This window comes from Tissierella sp. QWL-11 (assembly GCF_058683765.1).
Window position 1 is genome coordinate 203,792 of the sequence record NZ_CM178750.1, and the last position, 18,952, is coordinate 222,743.

Consider the following 18,952-nt stretch of genomic DNA (forward strand, 5'->3'; position numbering starts at 1 on the left):
ATACATACAATGCTATTAATACTTTAATTTAATATCATAGTAAACAAGAAGATTTAGTTTGCTTATTAATCAAATTATTTTTTAGAAAGGAGGAAATTTGAAATTGGACATAAAAAAAGAAATAGAAGATTTAAATGATGAACTCATAGAATTAAGAAGAGATTTTCATCAAAACCCAGAGTTGGGATTTGAAGAATTTAGAACTCAAGAGGCAATTATAGATTACTTAGAAGAATGTGGTTTAAAGCCAGAAAAAATGACTAAGACAGGAGTAGTAGCACTACTTAAAGGTGACAAACCTGGTAAGACATTACTTATGAGAGCAGATATGGATGCACTTTCTATATTAGAGGAAAACGATATCCAGTATAAATCTCAAAATGAAGGAGTAATGCATGCATGTGGTCATGATGGACATATGGCTATGTTATTAGTAGCCGCAAAGATATTGAGTAAGCACAAAGATAAGATAAATGGAAATATAAAATTTGTATTTCAACCAAATGAAGAAGATGCAGGTGCAAAGTTTATGATAGAAGATGGGGTAATGGAGAATCCCAAAATAGATGCTGCAGTAGCTATGCATCTATGGAGTCCTATAGAGGCTGGAAAGATGAGCGTAAGCGAAGGACCTGTAATGGGGGCTATGGACAAATTTAAGATAATTATCAAAGGTAAGGGTGGCCACACTGCAATGCCTCAAGAGGCAATAGATCCAGTAATAGTGGCAGCACAAATAATTATGGGAGCACAAGTAATTCAAACTAAGCAAATTAATGCTTTGACTCCAACATTAATAACTTTTGCTAGAGTAAGCTCAGGCACATCATCAAATATAATCCCAGAAAAAGTTACTATGGAAGGTACATTGAGATATCTGTATAAAGGAGGACCTGATTCTATAGAAAGACCAAGACAGAGATTGGAAAAAATAGTAGCAGGAATATGTGAAACTTTTGATACAGGCCATGAAGTGAAATTTATGCCAAGTAATTTTACAGTAGAAAATGAACCGAAATTGACTAATATGATTAGAGAAATAGCAATGGATTTAGTAGGCAATGATAATCTAGTTCCATATGTGACTATGGCTGGAGAAGATTTTTCCGAATTTGGCAAAGATATACCTTCAACATTCTATTTTGTAGGAATAGGAAATAAGGAAAAAGGAACTGACTATCCACACCATCACCCCAAATTTAATATTGATGAAGATGTATTGAGTATAGGAGTAGAAATGCATGTAAGATCAGCTTTAGAGTATTTATCCCTAGAATAAATAACAAAGTGAGGAGGTAGATGTATGGACTTAATAAGAAAAATCGACAGTACAGTGAAAAAGATTGAGGAATTTATTTTAAGTAGTAGTATTATTTTAATGGCAGCAATATTGATAGGAAACGTTATTGCAAGAAGGGTTTTTAATAACTCATGGACCTTTGCAGAAGAAGTAGGACAGTTACTAGTAGTAATAACAACTTTTATGGGATTAGGCTATGCAGTTAGAAAGGGGCAACATGTAAATATGTCTGCTATGTTAGATTTAGCACCTAAGAAAGGTAAGAAAGCCTTGGCAATATTTATAGCATTTATATCTATGGCGACCATGTTTATATTTGCATATCTAAGCTATAAATACACATTAACAGTAATTGCAAGGGGAAGGGTAACACCAGCATTAGAAATACCCAGATATACAATTACTATGTTTATACCTATAGGTTTTACCTTAGCTGGAATTCAGTATTTAATTAATTTGATGTTAAATCTTACAATTAAAGATGAAATCTATTTAAATAATGAAGCTCCTATGGGCGAATATGACGACACAGATAAATTAACATGTTAATTTAAAGAGAGGAGGAGTTGAAAATATGATTATAATGCTTTTAGCAATATTATTTATACTCTTATTTACAGGAGCGCCCTTGATGTTGGGATTACTAATAGGACCCTTAGCTGTATTAACTATATATATGCCAGATATCCAACCGATGTGGTTAGCTCAACAGATATCAGGTGGAGTAGAAGTATTTTCCCTACTAGCAGTTCCAATGTTTATATTTGGTGCAGATATAATGAGTGTAGGACATACATCAAATAGATTATTAGATTTAGTAAATACATTTGTTGGACATATTAAAGGTGGCTTAGCTATAACAACTGCAGCTACGTGTACATTTTTTGGAGCAATATCAGGTTCAACCCAGGCAACAGTAGTTGCAGTAGGTAAACCTATGTACTCAAAGATGGTAGACAAAGGATATGGAGTGTCAGAATCCTTGGCTTTGATAATTAACTCAGCAAATATAGCCCTACTTATTCCACCTAGTGTTGTAATGGTAATGTATGGAGTAGTAACGGGAGCATCTGTTGGGGAACTATTTATCGCAGGGCTAGGACCTGGATTAGTAGTATTAGCATTTTTTAGTTTATATAATTATTTTGACTCAAAGAGAAAGGATACACCTGTTGAAGCTAAATCTACTTGGAAAGAAAGAGGGGAGGCTTTTAAAAAGGCATTATTGCCATTGGGATTTCCAGGAATTATAATTGGAGGAATCTATGCAGGATTATTTAGTCCAACGGAAGCAGCGGCAGCATCTGTATTATATGCCCTTATTCTAGAAGTGTTCATATATAAATCTATTAAAATTAAGGATGTACCTAAAATAGCACTATCATCTGGAGTTGTAACATCAGTAGTATTTATACTAGTAGCAGCTGGAGCAGCTTTTGCTTGGATGTTCTCCCTAGGAAGAATACCACAAATGCTTACAGCATTAGTATTGGGTACAGATCCATCTGCAGTAAAAATATTAACAGTAGTAAGTATATTCTTCTTTGTGGCTTGCATGTTTGTAGACCAATTAGTAGCTATTATCATACTAGCTCCAATGTTTGTAGGACCAGCAGCGGCTGCAGGAATAGATCCTATACATTTAGGTGTAATCGTAACTTTACAATCCGCCATTGGATCAGCAACACCACCTTTTGGATGTAATATATTTACAGCATCTGCAGTATTTAATAGATCATATGTGACTGTTATCAAAAAGACGGCACCATACTTTATAATGTTCTTTGTAATATCAGTACTTATGATATTCTTTCCACAGATAGCATTATTTTCTAGAAATTTACTATATTAGCCAGAGGAGGAATTACTATGAAAAAGAGAATAATAGGCTTAATTTTATTACTTGCTTTTACCATTACAATTGCCTCTGGATGTATTTTCAATGTTGAATCTAGTGAACAAACTGTTTGGAGATTTGGACATGAAGAGGTAGTAGGGGCGATACAAGATATATATGCATTAGAGTTTAAGAGATTAGTCGAGGAGAGAACAGATGGAGAGATAACTGTAGAAGTATATAGGACCGGTGAAATTGGTGGGGTTATGGATTATTTAGAATTTCAACAAGGTGGATTACTTGATTTTTCCATAGTAAACCCAGGAACTAGTTCAACTACAGTTCCAGAAAACAATGTATTTTATAATCATTTCTTACTTCCAGAAGAAAAAGAAGATATTCAAGAACTGTTGAGAAATAGTGAAGCTATAGAGATGTTAAATGAAATCAATGAAGAAAATGAATTAAAGGTACTGGACTGGTTTTATGAAGGATTTAATGCATGGACATCCAATAAACCTATAAGATCTCCTGAAGATTTTAGAGGTGTAAGTATAAGGACTATGGCGTCACCACTTATAGTGGCTAGCTATCAATCATATAATGCTAATCCAACGCCAATGCCTTATATGGAAGTATATACAGGACTTCAACTTAAACAAATAGATGCTCAAGTAAATCCAATATTTGCAATCCAAGAAATGGGGTTTTATGAAGTACAAGATTACTTAATAGAAGCTAAGCAAGATGGATTTGTTGCAGCACTTGTAACAAACCCGGATTTCTTTGATGGTTTAGAACCTGAAATGCAGGAGATGGTAAAGCAGATAGCTTATGAATTAAATGATTTTATACTTGATGTTCAAGAGGAACTAAATACAAAAAGACTTGAAATGATTCGTGAAAACAGTGATATAGAAATAATTGAACTTACACCAGAAGAGAGAGAAGTATTTAGAGAGGCTAGTGCACCTGCTAGAGAAGTATTTAAACAATCAGTTGGGGAAGAGGGTAAAGAGATTTTAAGAATTATACAAGAAGATACAGCTGAAATTCTTAAAAGAAGATATAAAAGTAATTAAAATAATATAAATAAGGAGTGAAATAGATGTTAGAATTCACTAAACAAGAGTACCAGAAAAGGGTAGAAAAAGTAAAAGAAAAGATGGAACAAAAAGGAATTGATGTGTTATTAGTAACAGATCCAGCAAATATGAATTATCTTACTGGATACAATGCATGGTCATTTTATGTTCATCAAATGGTAGCAATATCATTAGATGAAGAAGAGCCACTTTGGATAGGTCGCTTTATGGATGCAATAGCAGCTAGAAAAACTGCATGGTTAAATCATGACAATATTATAGGATATGATGATAAATATGTACAAAGTGATACAAGACATCCTATGGACTATGTAGCAGATGTCCTCAACAAAAGAGGTAAAGGCAATAATACAATAGCTATAGAAATGGACAATTATTATTTCACAGCACAGTGTTATGTAAGTTTACAAAAAGGACTTCCAAATGCCAAATTTGTAGATGCTAAGGCATTAGTAAACTGGGTTAGAATAATTAAGTCTGAAATGGAAATTAAATTTATGAAGAATGCTGGAAAAATTATGGAAAAAGGTATGAAAGATGTTATAGATTATCTCAATGTAGGAGTTAGAAAATGTGATATGGCAGCTGAAATATATCGTACATTTACTTCTGGTACAGAAGAATTTGGTGGAGATTATGCATCTATAGTTCCACTAATGCCTACAGGAAAAGATGCAGGAGCATGTCACTTAACTTGGACAGATGAAAAATATAAAGAAGGAGATATAGTAATATTTGAACTTGCAGGATGTTATCAAAGATATCATTCTCCAATGTCTAGAACTATATCTTTAGGTAAGCCAACTAAAAAATTAGATGACACAGTTAAAATTACTATAGAAGGATTAAACAAAGTAATAGACTTTATCAAGCCTGGAGTAACTGCAGAGGAAGCAGAGGCAGTATGGGCAAATAATCTAAAGAAATACGATATGTTTAAGGAGTCAAGGATAGGATATTCCACTGGTCTTAATTATCCACCAGACTGGGGAGAGCATACAGTAAGTATCAGACCTGGAGATAAGACAGTATTAAAAGAAAATATGACTCTTCATATAATTCCAGGTATGTATTATGAAGATTTTGGAGTAGAAATTAGTGAAGCAATACACATAACAAAAGATGGAGCAGTATCACTAGCAAATCTTCAAAGAGAATTATTTATTAAATAATTGCTTGGAAATGATAGAAAGGCTTTTACCTTTCTATCTATTTTCATTTAAAAATGACTAAAAATTCAATATAAATTTCATACATTTGTTAGGATGATAAAGAAAAGTTATTATAGTAAAATTACATACAGTAGGCATATTAACATTTTCTTGTGATATGAGATAGATGTTAGGAGGGAGAAAAATTGGAAATAAGAAACCAATAATAGGTACTGGATTTATACTAGGAAGTAGTGTTCTATGGGGTACAGCATTGTTGTATAGCCAATATATACTAGATCATGGAATGGAATCAAAGGATTTAGTATCTTTGAAAATGTTATTTGGTTTTTTAACTATGGCTAGTTATATATTGATAAAAGATAGAGAACTATTGAAAATAGATAGAAAGGGGGTATGTTATACGGCAATAATAGGATTAGTATGCCATGCCTTATACAATCTATTTATGTTTAAATCAATAGAATATACTACCATAGCAACTACTGTTACACTATTGTATACATCACCAATATTTGTAATGATCATTTCTCAAATATTTTTAAAAGAAAAAATCAATATAAATAAACTATTGGCTTTATTTACTTGTGTAACGGGATGCTTTCTTACGGTAACTGGTGGGAATTTAAGCTCCTTAAATTTTAATTATATTGGAATATTATATGGATTAGCTGCAGGGCTTTGCTTTGGAATTATGACTATAATGAATAAGGTAGTAGTAAAGGACTACAATGGTATTACTATTCTAACATACACATTAGGGTTTGCATTTATATTTTCATTGGTTTTTTCAAACCCATTTTCTATTTTAAGCATACCATCTAACCCCTTAGTATATCTTTTTATATTGATGTTAGGAGTGCTATCCACTGCAGTTAGTTATCTACTCTATATAAAGGGATTGTCTTTGGGAGTTGAGTCAAGTAAAGCTTCAATAATGGCAACATTAGAAGTTCCAGTCTCTATAATAGGTGCATTTATTATATTTAGTGAAAGATTAGGATTATGGGAAATTATAGGAACTTTTCTTGTTTTAATTTCAGTACTATTGATAAATGAAAGATTTTTAAGAAGAAGTACAGGCAATGATTTAAATTTCAAATTGACAAAGTATTTATTATACAAGGAGGAATAACATGAATAGAAAAATGCAAACAATGGATGGGAATACAGCAGCAGCATATGTATCATATGCCTTTACAGATGTAGCAGCTATATATCCTATAACACCGTCATCAGATATGGCAGAGCATGTAGATGCATGGGCAGCCAATGGGAAGAAAAACATTTTTGGACAAGAAGTTATGGTTTCGGAATTACAATCAGAAGCAGGAGCAGCAGGAGCAATGCATGGTGCTTTGACAGCTGGTTCTTTGGCATCAACTTATACAGCTTCTCAAGGACTTTTACTTATGATACCAAATATGTATAAAATGGCAGGCGAATTACAACCAGGTGTAATCCACGTATCAGCAAGAGCTCTATCAACTCATGCTTTGAGTATATTTGGAGATCATCAAGATGTTATGGCAACTAGACAGACAGGATTTGCAATGATGGCTTCTGGTTCAGTACAAGAAGTAATGGACTTAGGGGGAATTGCTCATCTTTCAGCTATAAGAAGTAGAATTCCATTTTTACACTTTTTTGATGGATTTAGAACAAGTCATGAATTGCAAAAAATAGAAGTAATAGACTATGATGACTTTGCAAAGCTTGTAGATTATGATGCAATAAGAGAATTCAGAAATAACTCATTAAATCCAGAGAGACCAGTGACAAAGGGTACAGCTCAAAATCCAGATATATATTTTCAAGCTACAGAAGCTTCAAATGTGTTCTATGATAAAGTAGCAGATATAACAAATGACTATATGAAAGAAGTAAATAAGATAACTGGAAGAGATTATAAGCCATTTAATTACTATGGAGATCCTGAAGCAGAGAGAATAATCGTAGCAATGGGTTCAGTTACAGATACAATAGAAGAGACAGTAGATTTTCTCTTAGAAAGAGGAGAAAAAGTAGGCCTAATTAAAGTAAGATTATATAGACCATTTTCTACAAAATATCTATTTGATGTGTTGCCAAAGACAGTAAATAAAATTGCTGTATTGGATAGAACAAAAGAAAAAGGTTCCATAGCTGAGCCATTACATTTAGATATATCACATAGTTTTTTTGGAAAAAAAGAAATCCCTGTAATAGTTGGAGGAAGATATGGTCTTGGATCCAAAAATACAACTCCTTCACAAATTTTAGCAGTATATGAAAACTTAAAATTAGAGGATCCAAAAAATAGATTTACAATAGGAATAGAAGATGATGTAACTTATACAAATTTAGAGATAAAAGAAATTATAAATACAGAGCCAAAAGAGACAATCAAATGTAAATTCTGGGGATTTGGTTCAGATGGGACAGTTGGAGCAAATAAACAAGCTATAAAAATAATAGGTGACGACACAGATATGTATGCTCAAGCATATTTCTCATATGATAGTAAAAAATCAGGTGGTATAACTGTATCTCATTTAAGATTTGGTTATGAGCCAATAAAATCAACATATCTATTGACAGAATCTGACTTTATATCTTCTTCAAAACAGTCCTATGTATATCAATATGATTTATTAAAAGGATTGAAAGATGGTGGAACATTCTTGCTGAATACAATTTGGGGAAAAGAGGATTTAGAAGAGTCTCTTCCAGCTGAAATGAAGAGATATATGGCAAAACACAATATTAACTTTTATACTATAAATGCAACTAAGATAGCCGCGGAAATAGGTTTAGGTGGAAGAACCAATATGATAATGCAAGCAGCATTCTTTAAATTATCACAGGTATTACCACTAAATGAAGCTATTTCACATCTTAAAAAATCAATAGTAGAGGCATATGGCAAAAAAGGACAAAAAATAGTAGATATGAACTATGATGCAGTAGATAAGGGTATAGAATCCTTGGTCAAAATAGAAATTCCAGATGCTTGGGAAAATATAAAAGACGAAGAAGTAGAAAAAGAAGACTATCCAGAGTTTATAAAAAATGTATTGATTCCTATAAATAGGCAAGAAGGGGATCAATTGCCTGTTAGTACATTTAAAGGAAGAGAAGCTGGAGAGTTTCCTCAAGGTACAGCAGCTTATGAAAAGAGAGGCATAGCAGTAGAAGTGCCACATTGGGTAAAAGAAAATTGTATTCAATGTAATCAGTGTTCATATGTATGCCCTCATGCAGTAATAAGACCTTTCCTATTAGATGAAGAAGAAAAAGAAAATGCACCAGATAATTTTGAAACTAAAAAAGCAGTAGGTAAAGCATTAAAAGGCTTAGAATATAAAATACAAATATCAGTACTAGATTGTACAGGATGTGGAAGCTGTGCAGATGTATGTCCATCTAAAGAAAAGGCATTAGTTATGGAACCTTTTGAAAAAGAATATGAAGTACAAACTAAAAATTGGAAATATGCAATTTCATTAAAGCCAAAACAAGACTTAATGAATGAATTTACACTTAAAGGAAGTCAATTTAAGCAACCTCTATTGCAATTCTCAGGTGCTTGTGCAGGCTGTGGTGAAACACCTTATGCAAAATTAATAACTCAACTTTATGGTGATAGAATGCTTATAGCTAATGCATCAGGTTGTTCATCAATTTGGGGTGGTTCAGCACCTACAACTACATTCTGTCAAAATCATGAAGGAAAAGGACCAGCATGGGCAAGTTCACTATTCGAAGACAATGCTGAGTATGGATATGGTATGGCAATAGGAATAAGAAAGACAAGAGAAAAACTACAATTCTTGATGGAAGAGTTTTTGGATTTAGAATTAGATTCAGAATTAAATGAGTATTTTAAGCAATGGATAGAAGGAATTAAAGACCCAAAAGAATCAAAAGCAGCAACAGGAATGATTCTGCCTAGACTTGAAGAAAAATATGAAAATGAAAAGGTAAATGAGATATTAAGAGAAATAAAAGATAGAAAAGACTTTTTGATTAAGAAATCTGTCTGGTCATTTGGAGGAGATGGATGGGCATATGACATAGGTTATGGAGGACTTGACCATGTAATGGCTTCAGGTGAAGATTTCAATATATTAGTTATGGATACTGAAGTATATTCTAACACAGGTGGTCAATCATCTAAGGCAACTCCTATAGCAGCAGTAGCAAAATTTGCAGCTTCAGGTAAGAAAATAAGGAAAAAAGACTTAGGCCTAATGATGACAACTTATGGATATGTATATGTAGCTCAAGTGGCAATGGGAGCTAATATGAATCAAGTAATAAAGGCAATGAAAGAGGCTGAAAGTTATGATGGACCATCTATTGTAATAGCTTATGCTCCTTGTATAAACCATGGTATAAGAACTGGAATGGGTACATCTATAGCTCAAGAAAAATTAGCAGTGGATACAGGTTACTGGCATCTATATAGATTTGACCCAAGGCTCAAAGAAGATGGGAAAAATCCATTTGTCTTGGATTCAAAAGAGCCAACTAAACCATTTATGGATTTCATAAATTCAGAAGTAAGATATACTTCACTCAGAAGAGCATTTCCTGAGATAGCAGATGATTTATTTGATGAGGCAGAAAAAGATGCTAAAGAGAGATATGAAAGCTATAAAAAAATGGCAGAGACAAATTAAATATTAAAATACACTTTATTTAAAACTTAATGAAAAGCTGTAGTTTTTTTAGATTTAAATAATTACAACATTTACGAATTAGGAAATAAATAATCAGAAGAGTGGTAACTATGTTATATATAATATGGTTACCGCTTTTTTATTAAATTAAATTTCAATATTATATTTGTTATTTGAATTGTATATGGCTGTAGTTTCCAAAGAAAAGATACAAGAGATTAAAATATTTAAGTAGATAAATTATAATTTTCAAAAAAATTAATAAATAAAATATCGTTTTCCTATTGACTTACTAGAAATGATATTATACAATGAAGTTGGTCGATGATGTATGATGCATCATAAAAATATTATAAATATTAGGGGGAATATATAATGGATTATATGGATTTAAACAAGTATCCTGCAGAACCTTTTAAAATCAAAAGTGTTGAACCTGTGAGCATGATTTCTAGGGAAGAAAGAGAAAAAGCTATGAAAGAGGCAGGATATAACACATTCAACTTAAGATCTGAAGACGTATATATTGACTTACTTACTGACTCTGGAACTAATGCCATGAGTGATCAACAATGGGCTGCAATGATGATAGGTGATGAGGCCTATGCTGGTAGTAAAAACTGGATATTCTTAGAGTCAACTATAAAAGAATTATTTGGATTTAAGCATGTTGTTCCTACTCATCAAGGTCGTGGAGCAGAAAATATTCTTTCTAGTATAGCTATTAAGCCAGGACAATATGTAGCAGGTAATATGTATTTTACAACTACTAGATATCATCAAGAGAAAAATGGTGGTATTTTCGTAGACATTATACAAGATGATGCTCATGATGCTGGAAAAGATATTAAATTTAAAGGTAATATAGATATAAATAAACTTCAAAAGTTAATAGATGAAAAAGGTGCAGAAAATATAGCCTATGTGTGTCTAGCTGTTACTGTAAACTTAGCTGGTGGCCAACCAGTATCTATGAAAAATATGAAAGAAGTTCATGAATTATGTGAAAAGCATGATATAAAAGTATTCTTTGATGCTACTAGATGTGTTGAAAATGCTTACTTTATTAAAGAACAAGAAGAAGGCTTTGAAGATAAGACTATAAAAGAAATAGTTCATGAAATGTTTAGCTATTCTGATGGAGCTACTATGAGTGGTAAAAAAGATGGTATAGTAAATATAGGTGGATTCTTGGCTATAAATGATGATGAATTATTTGGTAAGGCTAAAGAAATAGTTGTAGTTTATGAAGGTATGCCTTCTTATGGTGGTATGACTGGCCGTGATATGCAAGCTATAGCTATAGGATTTAAAGAAGCTATGCAATATGAATATATTGAGCATAGAATTAAACAAGTTAGATATCTAGGGGAAAGATTAAAAGAAGCTGGAGTTCCTGTAGTTGAGCCAATAGGAGGCCATGCAGTATTCCTAGATGCAAGAAGATTCTGTCCACATTTAGATCAAGAAGAATTCCCAGCTCAATCTTTAGCAGCTTCACTTTATATTGACTCTGGCGTTAGATCTATGGAACGTGGTATAGTATCTGCAGGTAGAGATGTAGAAACTGGTGAAAATCATAAACCAAAACTAGAGACTGTAAGACTTACTATTCCGAGAAGAGTTTATACTTATAGACATATGGATGTAGTAGCTGAGTCTGTTATCAATCTTTATAAGCATAAAGAAGACATAAGACCTCTTAAATTTGTTTACGAGCCTGAACAATTAAGATTCTTTACTGCAAAATTTGAATACAAAGATAAGTAATAATTGATTATAAAATTACATTGTGAAGTTTTAAAACTTCACAATGTAATTTATAATAAAAAGTTAGAAAATTCAAATAATATCTTATAATGACTCCTATTATAAGACTAAAAACTGGGAGGGAAATATGGATACAAAAGGTACACAAAACACTAATCAATTTGCTTCAAAGTGGGGATTTATCCTTGCCTGTGTAGGTTCAGCTGTAGGTATGGCAAATGTATGGGGATTTCCATACAAATTAGGTAGTAATGGTGGTGGAGCATTTTTAGTAGCATATCTTATATTTATAGGAATTTTTAGTTATGTAGGACTTACAGCAGAATATGCAATTGGTCGTAGAGCAAAAACTGGTACTGTCGGTGCATACGAAAACGCTTGGGAATCAGGTGGAAAAGAAAAGATAGGTAAATATGTAGGATGGTTACCTTTAGCGGGCTCAATGTGTATAGCAATAGGTTATGCAGTAATTATATCATATGTATTAAAAGGACTTACTCAATCAATTAGCGGAAGTCTTATGACTGTAGATCCTGGTCCTTGGTTTGAAAGCTTTGCATTACAAGATTATTCAGTTATACCTTTTCACATTATAGTTGTAGTTGGTACATTGTTTACATTGACACTTGGAGCAGATAGTATAGAAAAGACTAATAAAATTATGATGCCCTTATTCTTTGTACTTTTCTTGATTCTAGCTATTAGAGTAGCTTTACTGCCAGGTGCAGTGGAAGGATATAAATTTATGTTTTTCCCAAGATGGGAGGCATTACTTGATCCTATGGTATGGATTTGGGCAATGGGGCAAGCATTCTTCTCCTTATCTATTACAGGCAGTGGTATGATCGTATATGGAGCATATTTATCAGATGATGCAGATATACCAGACGCAGCAAGAAGTACTGCTATATTTGATATAATAGCGGCAATTGTAGCAGCTTTAGTTATAATACCAGCTTGTTTTGCATACAATATAGATGTTGCATCAGGTCCAGGTCTATTATTTGTAACATTACCTCAAATACTACAAGATATACCTATGGGACAGGTATTTGCCATAATTTTATTTACAGCAGTAATATTTGGTGGAATTTCTTCACTACAAAATATGTTTGAGGTTGTTGGAGAATCTCTAATGAATAAATTCCCTAATTTAAAGCGTGTTCCAATGTTAATATTATTAGCAGTGATTACTTTTGGCATAGGAGTTAATATGGAAGCTATATACAGATGGGGACCTTGGATGGACTTTGTATCTATATATATAATCCCAATAGGGGCAACTCTAGGAGCCATATCTTGGTTCTGGATTATGAAAAAAGAGGATCTTCTTGAGGAAATAAACTTAGGTGCTAAAAATAAACAGGGAGATTTATGGTATAATATTGGTAAATTTGTGTACGTACCATTTGCAACTATATTGTGTATAGTAGCTCTATTTATGAAAGTAGCTTTCTAGATTAAACTTAAGAGATATTGGGAGTAGAGACTTAATTGGCTCTACTCATTTTTTTATTTAATAGGAAAGTTCTACTTTCCTATTAAATAAAAATAGGTATGCTCTTAAATTAAAGCATACCAAAAAATCTAATAGAAATTAGATTACTTTTTGTATTCATAGTGAACACCACGAATACCAGTATATGATTTTGGAGTCATAATACCATCACAAACTTGGCAATAAGGCTGTGGTGGAACAGATGGAGCTAGACCATTAAAAATATTATCCTCTTCTAATTGATTTACAATGAAACTAGGAACCCAAAGGGAATAACCACATTTAGTACAAATAAATTCTACTAAATCATCATTTTTAGAAAAACCTTCAAGAATATTCATAAAACACCTCCACAGTGCTAAATTAATTACTAAGCACTATTATACAATTGAGAAGGAAAATTATCAATATACTGGTTTTCTCCTGAATGAAAAATATCAACAAGTTCCATTGTATGCCCACAAGAACACCATAAAGGGTCTACACCGAAAGCAAGAAGAAGTCTAGCACGCCAATTAGAATACTTTTTTCTAAAGTTTTTCTTAGAAACAGTATCCATTAGATAGAGCTTAGAAGAATGAGAATATTTTTTAGCATAAAGACCATAATATCTAATCATTTTAAATTGTGTTTCTGGAATATGAATAATTAAACGCTTAATAAAATCCATAGCATGTATTTTTTCAACTACCCGTTTGTTGTCTTCGTGGCGATCATAGTAAAACTCAACAAATTCACCATCATAATTAATGATACGAGACTGAGCCATAGCAGGACGCCCAGTGTATCGAATAATATACTTAACAGCCTCAGAAGATTTAGAATTAACATTTGGATTAGCATAAACATAGAAACCCTTAGGATAATTTTTAAACAAATATGATTTAAGAGAATAAAAAGAAGAACCAAGGTTTTTATGAAGAAATGAAAGCATAGTAGCTTGCCACCTTTTCCTGAGCATATTAAAAGGAATATGAGAGATTTTTCTCCAAACAGTTCTGTTACCAGAAGCACCTTCAGTTAAAAGCATATGTATATGAGGGTTCCATTTAAGATCACGACCGAAAGTATGCATAGTAGAAATAAACCCAGGCTTCAAATTCTCAGATTTATTTAATTTAAAAAACCAAGTTAGAATAGTATCAGCACTAGCCTTGAAAAATAGATTGAGAAGCTTTCTATCTCTGCTAAAGAAAATTCTAAGCTCTTTAGGAATAGTAAAAACAATATGACGATGTTTGCAATTAATGAGTTTAGAAGAAATTGAAGAAGCACGATCTTGAATATACTTAGCGCCACAAGAGTTACAAAAACGACTTTTACAAGTAAAATAGACATGCTTAAACTTACCACAGTGTTCACAGTGATAAAGTGCGTGTCCCATTGAAGAGTCACCACATTTAATTATTTTATCAACATTTTTTAAAACAGTAGGTCTAATAGGATAACCTTCATTAAGAAAAGCATCCCAATGATCTGCAAAGATATCTTTAATTTTAAAAGAAATATTGGGCATAAATATCACCAAAATATTTATACCCAAATGAAAACAAATTTAATTTTAAAAAGAAAGTTAAAATTTAAGATTTTAACGCGTCGTAGACGCTATTTTTATTTAATATCAAAGTTTCTACATAATTTTCAAAAAATATGGTATACTTATGTAATAATTATAAGAAAGTAGGAATCTTTATGGGATTAATCAATAAAAAAAGCTTAAGTGATCAAATATACGATATATTAAAAATGGAAATATTAAAGGGAGACATCCCCTTTGGGTCAATTCTGGTAAATAGAACTTTACAAAAGAGATTTAGGGTTAGTTCATCTCCTATAAGAGATGCTATAAATAGACTCTACCAGGATGGTTTAATTACTTCAATTAAAAAAACTGGAGCTAAAGTTGTTGATTTTGACTATGAATTTTTTGTTGAAATAAATGAAATTTTATTATATATAGTAAATACTGGTGTAAAATTAACATCACAAAAAGCTGATGTAAATGAAGTAGTAAGTCAATTAGAAAAATATATGGCACTTCAACAAAAAAACATAGGCACAGATAAATTTTATGATTATGACTATAAATTTCACAAAACCTTTATAAATTATTCAAATAATTCTAGACTAAATAAATTATTTAAAGAGTATAATGTACTTCATGAAATGCTTGTAAGAAGTTTTTACGAACCGAAGACCTTTCAAATACAAGAAAATAGTATAAAGACACATAAAGAAATCACAAATGCTTTTAAAAATAAGGATTATGAACTAGCTACGAAGTTAACTGAAGAACACTATAGAGTAGCTGAAGATATATTTGAAAAGATTTTTAAGGATAAAAAAGAACAGTTAAAAAAAGAGCAATTAAAGAAGGATGTTTAATTTAGAGGCTCAAAATAAATTATGAGGAATTTTAAATAGACTTATAGTGTAGTTCTACACTATAAGTCTATTTAATTTTAAGCTTACTTACTAGTAGAGATTGCTACTTTATCTTTATAAATACTTGAAAGCATTGCTTCAAGAACTGCTAAAGCTAATAAAACAAAGTTTGGTTTTAAAACTATAACTGGATATAAGCTAAATATTAAAGTAGATAAGAATAAACAGTACAAAATACTACCACTAACTCTATAAACTGTAGATAGTAAAAAACTTATTCCTACTAAATACATTGCAAATTGTAAATAAAACTGTGGTAATATAAAAAATCCTGGAATAAATAAAAGTGGTAAAAACCATAGAGACCAAAATAGTCCAGTAGAAATTATTGATTTCCAAAAACCTTTATTTTTCTCTAATGCTGGTTGTAATATGGCTCTCCAACCTATCTCCTGAGATCCTAATGCTATAAATGCAATGGGAAGATAATATATAAATTTAGTAAAACTACCATATGAATAAATATTATTTAAAATCATAGCAAAGCCATAGTGAGCTATTAGGAATAATGGTACTAGGTATATGGCCTTTTTATTTTCCACTGTTTTAAATGTATTTATAAATCCCTTTGTACCACCTAAGCTTTTATTATTGAAATTATATACTATAAATGAAGATATGAAAGGTCCTAAAAATCCTATTATAAATATAAGTAGATAAAGAGGATTTAAAAATATCTCTCTAAAAGGAGTTTTAGAATAAATTATTGCACCAAAAGCTAAATAACTTATTAAAAAAGATATGGATAAAAATTGAATATAAGTTTTCTTCAAATTGAGTCCTCCAATTAAAATATTTGGTCGATGATAATAGAGGATATTAAATTAATTTTATCATATATATAGGAAAAAAACATTAAAAACCTGTAATTTTGACCATTTTAAAATTAATTTAAATGTTTTTCACAAAAACTGTTGACATATACTTTAAAACAGTGTAATATATTACAAGTCGGCAAAACAAATGCAGACAAAATTCAACACAGCAACAAAAAAGGAAACAAAAAGAAATTTTAAAAATTAGTTGACAAGAAACAAAAGATTTGTTATACTAATAAAGTCGCCTCAAGAGAGCTTGACCTAACACAACGAACGAGAGTGAGTTAGATGTAGGTCAGCCGCAAATAACACCAAATTTATACGAGCATAGCGAGTAAATAAATTTGAGTAGTTATACTGAGAGATGACTATGAACTTAGATAATTAAACAGTGTGAAATACTTTGAATCTAAACACACAAAATCAATTAACAACAAATAATTGAGCCAATCAAACTTAAACTTTTAAATGAGAGTTTGATCCTGGCTCAGGACGAACGCTGGCGGCGTGCCTAACACATGCAAGTTGAGCGAAGTTTTAAAAGAAGATTTCTTCGGATTGATTCTTTTATTATCTTAGCGGCGGACGGGTGAGTAACGCGTGAGAAACCTGCCTTTCACAAAGGGATAGCCTCGGGAAACTGGGATTAATACCTTATGATACTTTTAGATAGCATTATTTAAAAGTCAAAGCGTAAAGCGGTGAAAGATGGTCTCGCGTCCCATTAGCTAGTTGGTGAGATAAAAGCTCACCAAGGCAACGATGGGTAACCGGCCTGAGAGGGTGAACGGTCACACTGGAACTGAGACACGGTCCAGACTCCTACGGGAGGCAGCAGTGGGGAATATTGCACAATGGAGGAAACTCTGATGCAGCGACGCCGCGTGAACGATGAAGGCTTTCGAGTCGTAAAGTTCTGTCCTAGGGGACGATAATGACGGTACCCTAGGAGGAAGCCCCGGCTAATTACGTGCCAGCAGCCGCGGTAATACGTAAGGGGCGAGCGTTGTCCGGAATTATTGGGCGTAAAGGGTTCGCAGGCGGCCTTTTAAGTCAGATGTGAAATCTCACGGCTTAACCGTGGTAAGCATTTGAAACTGGAAGGCTTGAGTTAAGGAGAGGAAAGTGGAATTCCTAGTGTAGCGGTGAAATGCGTAGATATTAGGAAGAATACCAGTGGCGAAGGCGACTTTCTGGACTTATACTGACGCTGAGGAACGAAAGCATGGGGAGCAAACAGGATTAGATACCCTGGTAGTCCATGCCGTAAACGATGAGTGCTAGGTGTTGGGGGTCAAACCTCGGTGCCGCAGCTAACGCATTAAGCACTCCGCCTGGGGAGTACGTACGCAAGTATGAAACTCAAAGGAATTGACGGGGACCCGCACAAGCAGCGGAGCATGTGGTTTAATTCGAAGCAACGCGAAGAACCTTACCAGGGCTTGACATGCCTCTGACCACTCTAGAGATAGAGTTTTCCCTTCGGGGACAGAGGACACAGGTGGTGCATGGTTGTCGTCAGCTCGTGTCGTGAGATGTTGGGTTAAGTCCCGCAACGAGCGCAACCCCTATTTTTAGTTGCTAACAAGTTAAGTTGAGCACTCTAGAGAGACTGCCGATGATAAATCGGAGGAAGGTGGGGATGACGTCAAATCATCATGCCCTTTATGTCCTGGGCTACACACGTGCTACAATGGTCGGTACAACGAGGAGCCACTTAGCGATAAGGAGCGAATCTCTAAAAGCCGATCCCAGTTCGGATTGTAGGCTGCAACTCGCCTACATGAAGTTGGAGTTGCTAGTAATCGCGGATCAGAATGCCGCGGTGAATGCGTTCCCGGGTCTTGTACACACCGCCCGTCACACCATGGAAGTTGGCGATACCCGAAGCCAGTGAGCTAACCGCAAGGAAGCAGCTGTCGAAGGTAGGGTCAATGACTAGGGTGAAGTCGTAACAAGGTAGCCGTATCGGAAGGTGCGGCTGGATCACCTCCTTTCTAAGGAGATTAAAGTACTCACACTGTTTTCTTATATATATCTATTAATGACTAACAGTCAAATGCAAATTGACAATAAAGTGAAAGCTTTATAAATGTTGGTTATTAGTTGTTTATGGGGGTGTAGCTCAGTTGGGAGAGCGCCTGCCTTGCAAGCAGGAGGTCAGGAGTTCGACTCTCCTCATCTCCACCACTAATTCACAAGAGACACTGTTGTGGATTTATTAAACTGAACATTGCCTTTTTGTCCAATGAGCATAGCAAATTGTAGACAAAACGGACAGTGTAGCGAACTAAAGTGAGCGAAAGAGTGAATGCGTAAACTTTAGTAAGCATGAACATTGA

At 33.2% G+C, this 18,952-nt stretch carries 13 protein-coding genes, 1 tRNA gene and 1 rRNA gene; 12 read left to right on the plus strand and 3 right to left on the minus strand.

Annotation, left to right across the window (positions count from 1 at the left end; translation table 11 throughout):
* Positions 1 to 103: 103 nt before the first annotated feature.
* From AC4PG3_RS01040 to AC4PG3_RS01080, 9 genes are all read left to right on the plus strand, one after another.
* Positions 104 to 1,279 (plus strand): M20 metallopeptidase family protein, encoded by a 1,176-nt coding sequence (locus AC4PG3_RS01040; RefSeq protein ID WP_492197234.1) that lies wholly within the window; start codon positions 104 to 106, stop codon positions 1,277 to 1,279.
* A 24-nt stretch (positions 1,280 to 1,303) separates the two neighbouring features.
* Entirely contained in the window at positions 1,304 to 1,849 is a 546-nt protein-coding gene (locus AC4PG3_RS01045) for a TRAP transporter small permease (protein WP_492197235.1), read from the plus strand.
* Between the two features lie 25 nt (positions 1,850 to 1,874).
* Positions 1,875 to 3,152 carry a TRAP transporter large permease gene (locus AC4PG3_RS01050; RefSeq protein ID WP_492197236.1) on the plus strand — a complete coding sequence of 426 codons (1,278 nt, stop codon included), beginning with the start codon at positions 1,875 to 1,877 and terminating at the stop codon, positions 3,150 to 3,152.
* A 17-nt stretch (positions 3,153 to 3,169) separates the two neighbouring features.
* On the plus strand, positions 3,170 to 4,219 hold the full coding sequence (gene dctP, locus AC4PG3_RS01055; protein WP_492197237.1) for a TRAP transporter substrate-binding protein DctP: 1,050 nt from the start codon (positions 3,170 to 3,172) through the stop codon (positions 4,217 to 4,219).
* A gap of 26 nt (positions 4,220 to 4,245) precedes the next feature.
* Positions 4,246 to 5,415 carry a M24 family metallopeptidase gene (locus AC4PG3_RS01060; protein ID WP_492197238.1) on the plus strand — a complete coding sequence of 390 codons (1,170 nt, stop codon included), beginning with the start codon at positions 4,246 to 4,248 and terminating at the stop codon, positions 5,413 to 5,415.
* Between the two features lie 166 nt (positions 5,416 to 5,581).
* A complete protein-coding gene (locus AC4PG3_RS01065; protein ID WP_492197239.1) occupies positions 5,582 to 6,550 on the plus strand; it encodes a DMT family transporter in 969 nt (322 codons plus the stop codon).
* A gap of 1 nt (position 6,551) precedes the next feature.
* On the plus strand, positions 6,552 to 10,079 hold the full coding sequence (gene nifJ, locus AC4PG3_RS01070; protein WP_492197240.1) for a pyruvate:ferredoxin (flavodoxin) oxidoreductase: 3,528 nt from the start codon (positions 6,552 to 6,554) through the stop codon (positions 10,077 to 10,079).
* Between the two features lie 375 nt (positions 10,080 to 10,454).
* Entirely contained in the window at positions 10,455 to 11,849 is a 1,395-nt protein-coding gene (locus AC4PG3_RS01075; RefSeq protein WP_492197241.1) for a tyrosine phenol-lyase, read from the plus strand.
* A 127-nt stretch (positions 11,850 to 11,976) separates the two neighbouring features.
* Positions 11,977 to 13,308, plus strand: coding sequence for a sodium-dependent transporter (locus AC4PG3_RS01080; protein WP_492197242.1), 1,332 nt, complete (start codon positions 11,977 to 11,979; stop codon positions 13,306 to 13,308).
* A 143-nt stretch (positions 13,309 to 13,451) separates the two neighbouring features.
* On the opposite strand, the gene AC4PG3_RS01085 is transcribed toward AC4PG3_RS01080, so the two are convergent.
* Both AC4PG3_RS01085 and AC4PG3_RS01090 read right to left on the minus strand, forming a co-directional pair.
* Positions 13,452 to 13,688 carry a hypothetical protein gene (locus AC4PG3_RS01085; RefSeq protein ID WP_492195895.1) on the minus strand — a complete coding sequence of 79 codons (237 nt, stop codon included), beginning with the start codon at positions 13,686 to 13,688 and terminating at the stop codon, positions 13,452 to 13,454.
* A gap of 29 nt (positions 13,689 to 13,717) precedes the next feature.
* The gene (locus tag AC4PG3_RS01090) at positions 13,718 to 14,863 is read right to left on the minus strand and encodes an IS91 family transposase (RefSeq protein WP_492195896.1); all 1,146 of its coding nucleotides are present in this window, start codon (positions 14,861 to 14,863) and stop codon (positions 13,718 to 13,720) included.
* 176 nt (positions 14,864 to 15,039) lie between these two features.
* On the opposite strand from AC4PG3_RS01090, the gene AC4PG3_RS01095 reads away from it, so the two are divergent.
* A complete protein-coding gene (locus AC4PG3_RS01095) occupies positions 15,040 to 15,732 on the plus strand; it encodes a GntR family transcriptional regulator (protein WP_492197243.1) in 693 nt (230 codons plus the stop codon).
* Positions 15,733 to 15,815: 83 nt separating this feature from the next.
* On the opposite strand, the gene AC4PG3_RS01100 is transcribed toward AC4PG3_RS01095, so the two are convergent.
* Entirely contained in the window at positions 15,816 to 16,565 is a 750-nt protein-coding gene (locus tag AC4PG3_RS01100; RefSeq protein ID WP_492197244.1) for a CPBP family glutamic-type intramembrane protease, read from the minus strand.
* Between the two features lie 509 nt (positions 16,566 to 17,074).
* On the opposite strand from AC4PG3_RS01100, the gene AC4PG3_RS01105 reads away from it, so the two are divergent.
* Positions 17,075 to 18,607 (plus strand): 16S ribosomal RNA (locus tag AC4PG3_RS01105).
* 117 nt (positions 18,608 to 18,724) lie between these two features.
* Positions 18,725 to 18,800: transfer RNA gene (locus AC4PG3_RS01110), tRNA-Ala, on the plus strand.
* Positions 18,801 to 18,952: the final 152 nt, after the last annotated feature.

Coding starts and splice junctions, on each gene's coding strand:
- AC4PG3_RS01095 (WP_492197243.1), top strand. CDS start 15,040: ATGGGATTAATCAATAAAAAAAGCTTAAGTGATCAAATATACGATATA.
- AC4PG3_RS01045 (WP_492197235.1), top strand. CDS start 1,304: ATGGACTTAATAAGAAAAATCGACAGTACAGTGAAAAAGATTGAGGAA.
- dctP (WP_492197237.1), top strand. CDS start 3,170: ATGAAAAAGAGAATAATAGGCTTAATTTTATTACTTGCTTTTACCATT.
- AC4PG3_RS01060 (WP_492197238.1), top strand. CDS start 4,246: ATGTTAGAATTCACTAAACAAGAGTACCAGAAAAGGGTAGAAAAAGTA.
- AC4PG3_RS01080 (WP_492197242.1), top strand. CDS start 11,977: ATGGATACAAAAGGTACACAAAACACTAATCAATTTGCTTCAAAGTGG.
- AC4PG3_RS01075 (WP_492197241.1), top strand. CDS start 10,455: ATGGATTATATGGATTTAAACAAGTATCCTGCAGAACCTTTTAAAATC.
- AC4PG3_RS01065 (WP_492197239.1), top strand. CDS start 5,582: ATGTTAGGAGGGAGAAAAATTGGAAATAAGAAACCAATAATAGGTACT.
- AC4PG3_RS01085 (WP_492195895.1), bottom strand. CDS start 13,688: ATGAATATTCTTGAAGGTTTTTCTAAAAATGATGATTTAGTAGAATTT.
- AC4PG3_RS01090 (WP_492195896.1), bottom strand. CDS start 14,863: ATGCCCAATATTTCTTTTAAAATTAAAGATATCTTTGCAGATCATTGG.
- AC4PG3_RS01050 (WP_492197236.1), top strand. CDS start 1,875: ATGATTATAATGCTTTTAGCAATATTATTTATACTCTTATTTACAGGA.
- nifJ (WP_492197240.1), top strand. CDS start 6,552: ATGAATAGAAAAATGCAAACAATGGATGGGAATACAGCAGCAGCATAT.